Annotated in this window: 13 protein-coding genes; 12 read left to right on the top strand and 1 reads right to left on the bottom strand. The window is 34.6% G+C overall.

From position 1 onward, the window contains the following. The first annotated feature begins 164 nt into the window (after positions 1 to 164). From GNP81_RS16450 to GNP81_RS16435, 4 genes are all read left to right on the top strand, one after another. Positions 165 to 374: a hypothetical protein gene (locus tag GNP81_RS16450; RefSeq protein ID WP_005424022.1), complete on the top strand. Its 210-nt coding sequence runs from the start codon at positions 165 to 167 to the stop codon at positions 372 to 374. Between the two features lie 287 nt (positions 375 to 661). Beyond that, on the top strand, positions 662 to 871 hold the full coding sequence (locus GNP81_RS16445) for a hypothetical protein (protein ID WP_005424022.1): 210 nt from the start codon (positions 662 to 664) through the stop codon (positions 869 to 871). Between the two features lie 171 nt (positions 872 to 1,042). Then, positions 1,043 to 1,831, top strand: a complete 789-nt coding sequence (locus GNP81_RS16440; RefSeq protein WP_155674395.1) for an aminoglycoside phosphotransferase family protein — start codon at positions 1,043 to 1,045, stop codon at positions 1,829 to 1,831. 151 nt (positions 1,832 to 1,982) lie between these two features. Continuing rightward, positions 1,983 to 2,324, top strand: coding sequence for a hypothetical protein (locus GNP81_RS16435; protein WP_155674316.1), 342 nt, complete (start codon positions 1,983 to 1,985; stop codon positions 2,322 to 2,324). A gap of 1,064 nt (positions 2,325 to 3,388) precedes the next feature. Here the strand turns inward: GNP81_RS16435 and GNP81_RS16430 are convergent. Next, positions 3,389 to 3,583 (bottom strand): hypothetical protein, encoded by a 195-nt coding sequence (locus GNP81_RS16430; protein WP_155674317.1) that lies wholly within the window; start codon positions 3,581 to 3,583, stop codon positions 3,389 to 3,391. Between the two features lie 39 nt (positions 3,584 to 3,622). Between GNP81_RS16430 and GNP81_RS16425 the strand changes: the two genes are divergently transcribed. The 8 genes from GNP81_RS16425 to GNP81_RS19515 all read left to right on the top strand — a co-directional run bounded on the left by GNP81_RS16425 (position 3,623) and on the right by GNP81_RS19515 (position 12,613). Continuing rightward, positions 3,623 to 4,366 carry a hypothetical protein gene (locus GNP81_RS16425; RefSeq protein WP_155674318.1) on the top strand — a complete coding sequence of 248 codons (744 nt, stop codon included), beginning with the start codon at positions 3,623 to 3,625 and terminating at the stop codon, positions 4,364 to 4,366. A 714-nt stretch (positions 4,367 to 5,080) separates the two neighbouring features. After that, the gene (locus GNP81_RS16420) at positions 5,081 to 5,812 is read left to right on the top strand and encodes a hypothetical protein (RefSeq protein ID WP_155674319.1); all 732 of its coding nucleotides are present in this window, start codon (positions 5,081 to 5,083) and stop codon (positions 5,810 to 5,812) included. A 152-nt stretch (positions 5,813 to 5,964) separates the two neighbouring features. Next, positions 5,965 to 7,119 carry a DUF3800 domain-containing protein gene (locus GNP81_RS16415; RefSeq protein WP_155674320.1) on the top strand — a complete coding sequence of 385 codons (1,155 nt, stop codon included), beginning with the start codon at positions 5,965 to 5,967 and terminating at the stop codon, positions 7,117 to 7,119. Positions 7,120 to 7,320: 201 nt separating this feature from the next. Next, positions 7,321 to 7,974: a class I SAM-dependent methyltransferase gene (locus GNP81_RS16410; RefSeq protein WP_005424147.1), complete on the top strand. Its 654-nt coding sequence runs from the start codon at positions 7,321 to 7,323 to the stop codon at positions 7,972 to 7,974. A 172-nt stretch (positions 7,975 to 8,146) separates the two neighbouring features. Further along, the gene (locus tag GNP81_RS16405; protein ID WP_155674321.1) at positions 8,147 to 9,073 is read left to right on the top strand and encodes a hypothetical protein; all 927 of its coding nucleotides are present in this window, start codon (positions 8,147 to 8,149) and stop codon (positions 9,071 to 9,073) included. Positions 9,074 to 9,244: 171 nt separating this feature from the next. Next, on the top strand, positions 9,245 to 9,883 hold the full coding sequence (locus GNP81_RS16400; protein WP_155674322.1) for a glutathione S-transferase family protein: 639 nt from the start codon (positions 9,245 to 9,247) through the stop codon (positions 9,881 to 9,883). Between the two features lie 169 nt (positions 9,884 to 10,052). Then, a complete protein-coding gene (locus GNP81_RS16395) occupies positions 10,053 to 10,694 on the top strand; it encodes a hypothetical protein (protein ID WP_155674323.1) in 642 nt (213 codons plus the stop codon). 722 nt (positions 10,695 to 11,416) lie between these two features. Next, positions 11,417 to 12,613, top strand: a complete 1,197-nt coding sequence (locus GNP81_RS19515) for a Shedu anti-phage system protein SduA domain-containing protein (protein ID WP_196585008.1) — start codon at positions 11,417 to 11,419, stop codon at positions 12,611 to 12,613. Positions 12,614 to 13,320 lie beyond the last annotated feature (707 nt).

Below are 13,320 nucleotides of genomic sequence, written 5' to 3'. Positions count from 1 at the left end.
CGTGTTATGCAGGCGTTATGTTCTAGGCGGAAGATAATTGTTATCTAAAATATTGTCTTAATTTTTATTAAGTTAGTAATTAGTGAACTTAGTCACAGTAGTTCATACCAAGATTATAATAATGATATCGTATATATTGGTACAAATGGACTATTGAGGCTTAAATGCAAACTTACAACTTATCAGGAATACGTGGTTTTGAATTAGATTCTAACTCTATTACGGTTTGGTTCGATGAAACTGCTCGTTCAGTTAGTTATGACTACGATAGTGCAGGTAAGCAGCACATCGACAGAATGAAAATAATTGCGGTATCTGGTGGAGATCTTAATTCTTACATTGATACTCATGTTAAGTTTAAATATGTTCGGTGATCAACGGTTAGAGCGAACATAACAAATGCATCAACACGATTTGCTACACTCGGCATTGTCAGTTTGCCTTTAGTTTCAGTGATTAAGGCGTTAAAATTCAGTTAAGTCTGTATCGTAGCAAACGTGTTATGCAGGCGTTATGTTCTAGGTGGAAGATAATTGTTATCTAAAATATTGTCTTAATTTTTATCAAGTTAGTAATTAGTGAGCTTAGTCACAGTAGTTCATACCAAGATTATAATAATGATATTCGTATATATTGGTACAAATGGACTATTGAGGCTTAAATGCAAACTTACAACTTATCAGGAATACGTGGTTTTGAATTAGATTCTAACTCTATTACGGTTTGGTTCGATGAAACTGCTCGTTCAGTTAGTTACGACTACGATAGTGCAGGTAAGCAGCACATCGACAGAATGAAAATAATTGCGGTATCTGGTGGTGATCTTAATTCTTACATTGATACTCATGTTAAGTTTAAATATGTTCGGTGATCAACGGTTAGAGCGAACATAACAAATGCATCAACACGATTTACTACACTCGGCAATCTCAGTTTGCCGGGTGTTTCTCGTTTTAAGGCGTCAATTTTAAGTATAATTGCACAGTAGTAAACGTGTTATGCAGGCGTTATAAGCACGGGTTTTTCATGAAAAGGGATTATGATGGAAGAACTTCAAGGTGGGCGCGAAGGGCTAGTTTTTCGCTCTGAAGATAAAGTATATCGACCAAGTGGTTTTTGGTCTGTTTCAATTCATAAGTTACTGTCTCACCTTGAAAGTGATGGCTTTAGTGGCGCTCCAAAATCCTTTGGTTTTGACGACAACGGAAATGAAATTTTGTCTTATGTTTTGGGTGAGGTTTACAATTATCCATTAATTGGAAATATTGCTACGGATGAAGCATTAATTTCTGCTAGCAAGCTTTTGCGTCAATATCATGATTCAACGGTTTCATTTATTTCTAGTCCGTCATTTCAAAAAACTAAATGGATGCTACCAGGCAGAAAACCGTATGAAGTTATTTGTCATGGAGATTTCGCTCCTTACAATGTAGCTTTAAATGGAAATCAAACTGTCGGTATCTTTGACTTTGATACGGCTCATCCTGCACCAAGACTTTGGGATATTGCTTATGCTGTTTATTGTTGGGCACCGTTTAAGACCAATGAGTATGACGCATTAGGTGATTTAAGCTCTCAATCGACTAGGGCTAAGTTGTTTTGTGATTCTTATGGTTTATCAAATGCTGACCGTGAGAAGTTAGTTGAAACTATGATTGATAGGGTTCAAACCTTAGTCGATTTTATGCAAAGTGAAGCTAACAACGGTAATGAGGCATTTATTGAAAATATCACTAATGGACATCATCTTGCTTATTTAGCTGACATCGAATATCTGAAGCTAAATCATCAATCCATTACAAATAGTTTATCTGGTGAAAGGTGCTTATAACAAATGCATCAACACGATTTGCTACACTCGGCGTTGTCAGTTTGCCTTTAGTTTCAGTGATTAAGGCGGTAAAATTCAGTTAAGTCTGTATCGTAGCAAACGTGTTATGCAGGCGTTATGTGCAAATTAGGAAAGTATGGAGAAATGATATATGGAAAAGTGGCTAATAGAGGTAAAAGAAGCATTAAGTGAAGCACTGGAAGCTATTTCAAATGGCGATATACCACAAGAAAACCTATATCAGTTAGCATCACTTTTCTATTCAAAGCGCAATCATATGAATAATAGCTCATTGTTTGAGGCTATGAATCATGAAATTGATGAACAAGTTAAATCTGATTGGTCATTTGATCCCAACTCCAAACTTCATTATAAGTTCCATTTCGTTTCATCCTATCTAATTTGCTTCGTGATAGCAGGGAAAATTGATGAGTTTACCTATGATCAAATAATGGATTTCGTTAACCAAAAATTGGATCTATTTGAAGAGTAGCTCGGAGCTAAAATTAGCACATAACAAATGCATCAACACGATTTATTACACTCGGCAATCTCAGTTTGCCGAGTGTTTCTCGTTTTAAGGCGTCAATTTCAAGTATATTTACATAGTAATAAACGTGTTATGCAGGCGTTGTGCGTACTGAGTCCGAAATTTTTTGCACGGTTCATCAATAGAAACGAGACTTTTTTAAACGCTATTTAGCTATCACAAATTCTCTTCTTTGTTGCCTTTTAGCGTTCGTTTCATCAGGTTCGGCAATTAAGCATTGTCGGCCTAAATTCAGGCGTTTCAAAGGCATTTTTACGCTTCAATGGTTCTTTGGTGTTGCCTCATTTTAGCTTGCATCCGTGTTTTCCTCGCCGCATTTTCAATCCCAATTGTGGTTAGGATATTTGGTTTTTAGTTCCAAACTTGCTGAAACCAAGTCGTTCAAATGGTGTTGTAAATGTATTTGTTTTTCTTCACATTATTTCCAGTTTTATGTTCATTTTGTTCGCTTAATTACCATTGGTAAATTAAAATCAGGGCTTAGAAAATGTTGGCAGAGCAGTTCTTTACCAAGTTGGCCAAGCCGAAAAAGAGTCCGCACAACAATCGCATCAACACGATTTATTACACTCGGCGTTCTGGGTTTGCTTTGGTTTTTGTGATTAAGACGGTTAATTCAGGTTGGTTGGCATGGTAATAAACGTGTTATGCAAGCGTTGTGCGTACTGAGTCCGAAATTTTTTGCACGGTTCATCAAAAGGATCGCGGCTTTCGTAGTTTTGGCTTCGTAAGCGTTCCTTTCTTCTTTGTTGCCTTTTGGTTTTCGTATTATCAGGTTCGGCAAATTAGTCATTATTTCCATAAGTTCAGGCGTTTCAGAGGCTAATTTACGCTTCAATTGTTCTTTGGTTATGCCTCATTTTAGTCTGCATCAGTGTTTTCCTTGCAGCATTTCCAATCCCAATTGTGACGAGTATATTTGGCTTATCAGTTCCAAACTAGCTGAAACTAAGCCGTTCAAATGGCGTAAAAAATGTATATGTTTTCCATTCACTTTATCTCGCAATTTAAGAACATTTTGTTCGCTTAATTGGCATTGGTAAATTAGAATCTAGGCTTAGAAAATCTTGGCAGGGCAGTTCTTTACCAAATTGACCAAGCCGAAAGTAAGCACGCACAACAATCGCATCAACACGATGCTTATTACATTCGGCATTTTTGGTTTGAAGTGTAATTGGTTTGGTAAAGTTGGTCGTCAGCACGTGTTATGCAAGCGTTATATTCTTTGAGGTAAAAATAAGTTGAATCAATATAAGCATGAAGTAATTGGGGGTCTTTTTGGACTAGCATTGATAAATTTGTGGTATTTCAGTGGGCTTGCAATAGAGGAGGAAGTTCTCCCTAAGCATTATGATTATTTTTTTAATGCAGTAACAGTAACGTTTAGTACGGCGCTTGGTGCGTATCTTGCTTTTCGTTACAACGCTTCCATAGAGCGACATAAAAGAGAAGTATCAATCGCTGAAAATCAAGTTGTAGAAATTGCAAAACTCAATCGCGCTTTGTTCAATTTAGGGCGACAATTGAACTCAATCGGTAATATGAATCTAGTGTTATCTAAATATAGTAACGAATATGATTTAGCTTTTAATATGAGAGTTGAGAAAAACTTCGATAGCACACCAATGGTCGATTTTGATGAGTTAACATTAATTTTATCTGAAGAATTACCAATGTTACTTGTGTTAGATAATGAACAAGCTGGCTTCCTTATGACATTAGAATCATTCCAAGTACGAAGTGATTTCTTTATAAATAGGCTGCAACCTGAAATGGCTGAAAAAGGGTTACTTGATAGAAAAGTAACATTAGAAGAGCTTCATGAAAAACTATCTTACGGAACTTATAAAGGAGCAATTCAATCTGCAACAATATTTAAGGACAATGTAGAAAAAACTTCGGCAGGTTTAGAAAAAGCATTCGCAGATTTACTGGTAGCTTGTAAAAATAAATATCCTAAGGCAAGATTCATTGACGTTGAATGACGAATATAACAAATGCATCAACACGATTTACTACACTCGGCAATCTCAGTTTGCCGGGTGTTTCTCGTTTAAAGGCGTCAATATTAAGTATAATCGCATAGTAGTAAACGTGTTATGCAGGCGTTATACGAACTCTGAGAATGCAGTTTTTTGGTTCAGTTCAGCGATTGAACCATTAGTTTTTTGGGTGTAAAAGTAGGGTGGTTTATCTTTTTCTTTGTTGCCTTTTGGTTTCCATTTCATCAGGTTCGGCATTGAACTATTATTGCCCCAAATTCAGGCGTTTCAGAAACTAATTTACGCTTCAATTGTTCTTTGGTTATGCCTCATTTTAGCCTGTATCAGTGTTTTCCTCTTAGCATTTTCAATCCCAATTGTGGTTTGGATATTTGGTTTATCAGCTCCAAACTGGCTGAAACCAAATCGTACAAATGGTGTAAGAAAAAGGGATTGTTTCATCTCGCAGTTTTTATTGTTGATTGGATATTTTGCTCGCTAAATTGAGCCAGTCTAATTAAACTCAGTCTACAGCAAATCTTGGTAAATCAGTTCTTTACCAAGTTAATTGAAGCGAAAGCAAGGCTCGTATAACAAAGCAATCAACACGATGCTATTTACATTCGGCATTCGCGGTTTAGAGTGTAATTGGTTTTGTAAGTCAGTCTTTCGCACGTGTTATTGCGGCGTTATGCCGTTTTTATGAAAGGGAATATTGTGGAAAAAATAGTTTATTTCTTACCTTTAGTGCGTTTAATTAGCGTTGTTTTTGTGACTTTAGGGGTTATGATTGCTGTAATGACGTTTATTACAAATCGTATAGACAAAAGAGATGAAAAGGCTCATAAAAAGTCATCATTTTATTTAGAGCGCTGCGAAGATGCACTTAAAGAACTGTGGAAGAATTTCACTAAGACTCAACTTGATGAGGTTGGTAACTATACTATTGTTGAAATACTTAATAGCTATGATGAACTAAAAAAGAAGATAACAGTTGAAGAGCATAAACACGCACTTAATTTGACAGAATCTCGTTACATTAATTTAATATATAACGTTATATCACAAGCAGAGCTTAAATATGTTGTTGGCTTGGATATCGATGTCTTAAATATGGATTTTGATGATGTATATAAAGAAATAAAAATAACAGCAGAATCATCCTTACCTAATAATTCTATTATTAAAGGTTCAAATTATTTTTATGGCCATTTAATGTATAAAAACGGGGCTAGTACTGAGTTATTTGAAGTTGTTGCTGCATTTATAAGCGATAAAGAGAAAGATACAATTGCGAGTTCATATAAAAATAATCAACGTGCATTAAAATCACTACGACGTAAATTACCAGTATTTATGGCAGCGTATAGTTACCTTGTTGGCGTTGAGCAAAAACGAGAGTTAACAGATCTGCCAAAGCCAATTTCAACTGTATTAAAAACTGCATAACAAAGCAATCAACACGATTTATTACATTCGGCGTTGTAGGTTTGTCTTTGGTTTAGGTGTTTAAGGCGGTAAAATTCAGCTAAGTCGTCGTAGTAATAAACGTGTTATTGCGGCGTTATATTTTCCGTCACGAACTGAGAGATGTTGAATAAATGGAACTAGAATCTACAAAAAATAAATACTCACTCTACTATGATGAATCTAATAATATAAGGAAATTACTCCTTTCTGGAGCTGAGTACAATATAGACAATGATCCGAGTCAGGAATCTTCTTCAATCTTTGTTTTAGGGGGGATTGCTTTGAATGATCAAAGTAAGGAGATAGACTTCATCGATTTGAAGAATAAACTCTATCTCCCCAAAAAGACTGTAGAGCTTAAATTTGCTCAGATGGTAAAAATTAGAGCTAAGTATACTCCTATCGAAGCATTTAAATATGCGTTAGGTAGTAAGAAGTTTAAAACCCTTTTTGAGTTTTTTCTTGAAAAGAACGTATATATTCACTATGAAATGATAAATACAGTATATTGGTCTTTCCTTGATATAATCGAAGACCTTGTGTTATGTACAGATGATATAAATGACTATAGCGAACAATTTATTTATAAAGACTGTTTATATAGACTAATTAAACTCGATAAAGAAAATTTTCTTGCTTTAATGACTTCATTTGACTATCCACGTATAGAGAAAAAACACTCTCTAAGATTTTTAGAAAGTCTCCATGAGCTTATATTGAATAATATAGCAAAAAAATTTTCCAACAATGAAAGTGATTTAGATTCTAAGATGCTTTTTAAACTTGGATACCTTGTCTATAAATGTATTCATTTGTTCAGTGAAAAAGTGGATTTTGAGTTGGTTTTTCAGTTCGAAAAGAATGTACTAATTGACGATTTTTCATTGTTCTATATGAATAGATTAAAAATGTTCCCTAACTCCAAGCATATCCTAGACAATGAGGAAAAAGTTGAAGAAATGATACAAAAAATTCGTGTCCATGACTCAGAAATTGATAATATCGACTTTGTTTTTGTTGAATCTGAAGAAGAAGATAATTACCTCGTACAGATTTCAGATGTTACTTCTGGTTTTATTAAGTTGTTTTTCAATTTTTTAGAGTATGCATCAATTGAAGATGTAAACAGATTTATTGCTAGCCTAAATCCATTGCAGAAACAGACAATGAGCCTTTTTAAAGACCTGCTTGATAAATCTATAGAGGAATGTCACATATTTTTACATCGTGTTGTAGTCCCTATTGATGAGCACAAAGCTTCTATTCTGTTGAATGGAAAAATATAACAAATGCATCAACACGATTTGCTACATTCGGCATTCTAGGTTTCTTTGGGTTTATCGCTTTTAGTGGTAAATTTGGGCTTAATCTGCATGGTAGCAAACGTGTTATGCAGGCGTTATATTTTTTATCTCTGGTAAGATTTGCTATCTCTATTTTTTAGTATAAATTGAAGGCTGATAATTTATAACTATATGAAATTAAAAATGAATAAAGAATCCACAGTTGCTGGACAAGCTGTCTACTCGAAGAAAGTACTCTCAATATACGATTTCTGGGTTTTAGGAGTCTCAAATAACTATTTTTGGAAATGCCCAACTAGATTTATTAGCGAGCAATTTTCAATGTTAGTTTCATCTAATCATTTAGATGTTGGTGTTGGCTCAGGTTATTACCTCAAGAATTATCTACCTCAATCAACAAAACGTATCGCTTTGCTAGATTTGAATCAAAATAGTCTTGATACAACTTCAAAAGCAATAAATCATTTCCAACCGGAAGTTTACTGCGGGGATGTACTTGAACCTCTTGAGTTAAATGTCGATAAATTTGACTCAATTAGTGTTAATTACTTGCTTCATTGTTTACCTGGAAATTTGATTGATAAGGGTATTATGTTTAAGCATCTAAAAGAACATCTGAACGATGGTGGGGTATTGTTTGGTAGTACAATTTTAGGCAAGGGTACAAAACTAAACTTTTTCGCTAAAAAATTGATGGGTGTTTACAATAAGAAAGGAATATTTAGTAATCACAACGATGACTTAGAATCATTAGTGGCATCGTTAAGCGAGCACTTTACAGATGTTAAAGTGGAAATGATAGGATGTGTTGCGTTGTTCTCTGGTAAAAAAATATAACAAATGCATCAACACGATTTACTACACTCGGCATTCTAGGTTTCTTTGAGTTTACCGTGTTAAGTGGTAAATTTGAGCTTAATCTGCATGGTAGCAAACGTGTTATGCAGGCGTTAGCTCGATAAGCAGTTTCAAATTAGAAAGTAATATCAATTTATTATGGAGAATTTATATGAATTGGCTGGATGCAATTCCAACATTGTTATCTGCTGTTGCTTCAATAGCTGCAGCAATTGCAGCTTTTGTCTCATTACGTATAAGTAAACGTTCCATTTCAATTGCTGAATCCAGTGCTCTTGCCATGCATCACAATTCTGCTTCATTGGTATACTCTAACGTTGTAATAAGCTTAGAAGAAACGTGTAGAAATCTTTCTGAGTTTTGTGGAAATCTAGATGTTCAGTGGTCCAGAGAACTGGAAGATAAAGACCATTATAGCCTAGGTGGTCAAAATGCAAGACCTTTACGTCATGTCCTTTCTAATGGTAGTGAGATGTTGGCAAATTATGCATTTGATAATAAATCATGGAACAACTCAGCTAATCAAGCAATATTTTCTGTTATTAGGCGTGGAGTTAATGGCTTAAATGATAGTGAGTATAAGAAACTTTTAAATAAAGCTGATGGGGAGTATCAATCATTTGAAGGAATATTTGGTATTCCATCAAAATCTTCCAGTATTGTATCGGCCTCGGCATTTCGGTGGGTTTGTTATCAATTAACTAAACGGGTCAAAGTTGAAGATTGGAAAAGTATATGGGTAGATGCATGGCTTGAAAATGGATGGTTATATAATTATCAATCTGAATATTTAAAAATTAAACCGGTACTGCAGGAAGCTAAAGACTCATTAAAATCAGAAAAACTAAAGTTAGCTCATACATCTTTTCCTTTAGATTATAATAAAGAGCTTTCAATGAAGTACGATGAAATTATTAGTATAATTAATCATCTTTTAAATGATTGTAATAGTGAGCTTTTAGAGGCCTATAAAGATTGGAATTATAATGAAGAGTTAAGTCAATTGGTTATTTGTTCAATGGCAACTGTTCATTTTGCAAAAATGCAACTGGATATAATTGACATAAATAACAATTAACCCCTTGAGATATCAAGCTAACAAATGCATCAACACGATTTACTACACTCGGCAATCTCATTTTGCCGAGTGTTTCTCGTTTTAAGGCGTCAATATTAAGTATAATTGCATAGTAGTAAACGTGTTATGCAGGCGTTATGAGTATTTGTGGATTAAGAAAAGGAAGTCATTTTGTATCAGCTATATTATTACCCAAACAACGCGAGTTTAGCTCCGCACTTCTTATTACATTTCATGGGATTAGAGTATGATTTATTGTTGATTGATAGGAAATCAAGCTTCCACAAATCAGCTGAATATTTAAAATTAAATCCAGCAGGTAGAATTCCTACATTAATTGACGATGGAATAGCAATCTTTGAAAGTTCTGCTATTTGTATTCATCTTTGTGAGCAAAATCCTAAGCATGGTTTAATCCCTCGGTTGGGGAGCAAAAGTAGACCTCAGTTTTTCCAATGGTTAGCGTACTTGAATAATACGCTTCAAGCTGAGTTAATGGTTCGATATTATCCACATCGACATACAAATGATGAAAGCACTATTCCAAATATGGTTGCCGCTCAAGATGATCGAATTGCTGAATCACTATCCGTAATTAATGATCAACTTGAGGGTAAGAACTACCTTTTAGGCGATGAAATATCAGCCTGTGATTTCTTCTTATTTATGCTTTCTGAGTGGTGTTTACCAATTAAGCAATCGCCATTAAGTTTTGATCATTTGTCAGCTTATCTAAATCGTTTATCATCACATCCAACAATCATGGCTGTTTGCGAGTTAGAGGGTATCGATCTTAGCCCATTTAAGTAATACTCATAACAAATGCATCAACACGATTTGCTACATTCGGCATTCCAGATTTCTTTGGGTTTACCGCGTTAAGTGGTAAATTTAAGCTTAATCTGCATGGTAGCAAACGTGTTATGCAGGCGTTATATGCATGCTGGAAATATCAACAATATGAGGAATGATAAGCTGTATGAGTTTAAATATATCTAAAATGAAGAAAATTGCTGGCGCAGCAAACAATGTAAAAATCGTGCAGGCAGCTAAGTCAGTCGTAGCCATAAATTTTTATACTGATGGAAATTTGTTCATTGAAAGATACGACTTGATGAATAGCCATCATGATTTAATGCAACATCGTCAATTTAGAGCGAAAGCTATGGTTGATCTGGCTATGTCATTAGAATGTTCCTTGAAGTCATTAGTTATTTCTTTAAGCCCAAGTACGCAGAAACCTAAAGCAGCAATAAAGAAAGCAAGAGACTGTTCCCATGACCACCAGAAGCTCTACAGAAGAGTAAAGGTTAAAGCTAAGCATCGTGTTACTCTAGCTTCTATGGATAATTTAATCCTAGATGACCTAGCTAAATTTGGTGTGGGTTCTCGTTATACCCATGAAATTTGGAATATTCAAACATCAGGAAAACTAAGCGTAAATGAAGAGCTGTTGTATCGAACGATTGACAATCCAGAATGGATGACAACATTACGAAACTTAGCCGTACAATGGAATAATGAAGCCTCGAGAGTGCATCAAAAGTACCTGAGACCTCATACAATTCTAAGCGGCAAGCAGTTAAGCCGACTTGACGCAGAGTTAGCTAAAATAAAGTAAAATGCATATAACAAATGCATCAACACGATTTATTACACTCGGCGTTCTGGGTTTGCCTTGGGTTTTGTGATTAAGGCGGTTAATTCAGGTTGGTTGGCATGGTAATAAACGTGTTATGCAAGCGTTACACGAACTAAAGATTGCAGTTTTTTGGCTCAGTTCAGCGATTGAGCCGTTAGTTTTTTTAGGCGTGAAAGTAGGGTGGATTTCCTTTTTCTTTGCTGCCTTTTAGATTTCATTTCATCAGGTTCGGCAAGTTAGCCCTTATTTCCCCAAGTTCATGGATTTCAGAAGCTAATTCACGCTTCAATTGTTCATGGTTTTGCCTCATTTTATTCTGCATCAGTGCTTTGCTCTCAGTATTTTCAATCCCAATTGTGGCGAGGATATTTGGTTTATCAGCTCCAAACTGGCTGAAACCAAGTCGTACAAATGGTGCTAAAAAAAGGATTGTTTCGTTTCGCAGTTTTTGCAGTTGAACGGTTCTTTTGTTCGCTAAATTGGCTTTTGTAATTTAGAATTGATTTCTAAATATTATTGGTAAATCAGTTCTTTACCAATTAAAGCGAGCGTTGACAAAGATCGTGTAACAAAGCAATCAACACGATGCTAATTACACTCGGCGTTTGTGGTTTGAAGTATAATTGGTTTGGTAGAGTTGGTCGTTCGCACGTGTTATTGCGGCGTTATGTGTTGGAATCCCCTTAAGCAAGGAATAAGTTGTGATCAAATTTAGACGTGAAAATAATAAGTTAATCTTGTCTTATTCGAGTGAACAGCCCGATGCCAGTTGGGTTTTTAACGAAATGAAAGAGAAGGGAAGAGTATCAATAGTAAGAGCATTTACCTTTACTTCTGTTGATCTTATATCATCTTTAGATAATGGAAGTGATGTTGTTGAGTTTCATGTTGCAAATAAAGAAGGTAAATATTATCGATTCTCGAAGAAAGTACTGTCTTTAAAAAATGATTTATTTATTGATGAAGCGGTAGATTTCAACAAAAAGTTTTTTGTAGCGGAAAGAGGAATATCAGTCATTCCTAAAGTTGATAACTTAGTTGAAAATTCAATCTATATCGGCGGAGATCATGAAGATGCGATACCATTATTAATATATATTGAATTGCTTAAATCCTTCCCTAATAGCTATGAATTAAATATGTATTCAAATGCTCGCATTAGCAGTATTCTATCCTCTTACATTGACACTAAAGAAGACTATGAAAGTAAATATCAAAAGTATTTAAATAAAAAAGTAACTCAAAAGGGAGAGGATCTCAGTATCCATTTTTCTGAATTTGAAGTTTTTAAATATAATTGCCTTTTAGATAAACTAAATAAAATGCTAAATGATGAGGTATCTTATTCTGAAGCTCAATGGCAAGAGGAGCTTTTACAAATAATATTGCTTCTTTATCCTAAGTATATTCATGTTTTTAAAGAAGCTCGTGTAAGAGATACGTATAGTAAAAAAAATAGATTTATCGACTATCTATTAGTCGATTCAACTGGAAATATTGATATTATTGAAATAAAAAAACCGTTTGATAAATGTATTGTTACACAAAGAACATATCGAGATAACTATGTACCACTGAAAGAGTTATCTGGCACTGTAATGCAAATTGAAAAATACATATTTTATTTAAACAAATGGGGTTTAAGAGGGGAAGATAAGCTAACTGAAGATTATAAAGAAAAGCTAGCTCCAAACTTTAAGCTTAAAATCACTAATCCTAGTGGTATTATCATAATGGGTCGGAAAAAAGGTTTGTCTGATGAACAACTCCAAGATTTTGAAATAATAAAAAGAAAATACAAAAATGTAATTGATATTATTACTTATGATGACCTAATAGAACGTTTACAATTTACCATCAAGCAATGGGAGGCAATTAATAGTGGACAAAATAAATAAACTATTAAGAATAGCGATTGTTGGTATAAACACATAACAAATGCATCAACACGATTTACTACACTCGGCGTTGTAGGTTTGTCTTTAGTTTCAGTGGTTAAGACAGTAAAATTCAGCTAAGTCTGTATCGTAGTAAACGTGTTATGCAGGCGTTACACGAACTCTAAGATTGCAGTTTTTTGGCTCAGTTCAGCGATTGAGCCGTTAGTTTTTTAGGCGTGAAAGTAGGGTGGATTTCCTTTTTCTTTGTTGCCTTTTAGTTTTCATTTCATCAGGTTCGGCAATTAAACATTATTGCCAAAAGTTCATGGATTTCAGCGGCTAATTCACGCTTCAATTGATCATGGTTTTGCCTCATTTTATCTTGCGTCAGTGTTTTACTCGCCACATTTTCAATCCCAATTGTGGTTAGGATATTTAGTTTATCAGCTCAAAACTTGCTGAAATCAAATCGTACAAATGGTGTAAGAAAAAGGGATTGTTTCGTTTCGCAGTTATTGCCGTTGAAATGATATTTTGCTCGCTTAATTGAGCCAGTCTAATTAAACTTAGTTTACAGTAAATCTTGGTAAATCAATTCTTTACCAAGTTAATTGAAGCGTTGACAAAGATCGTGTAACAAATGCATCAACACGATTTGCTACACTCGGCGTTGTCAGTTTGCCTTTAGTTTCAGTGATTAAGGCAGTAAAATTCAGCTTGGTCTG

This window comes from Aliivibrio fischeri (assembly GCF_009727955.1).
Taxonomy (GTDB): domain Bacteria; phylum Pseudomonadota; class Gammaproteobacteria; order Enterobacterales; family Vibrionaceae; genus Aliivibrio; species Aliivibrio fischeri_A.
The sequence above is the reverse complement of the archived record's forward strand: the minus strand, read 5'-3'. Positions and strand labels throughout refer to the sequence as shown.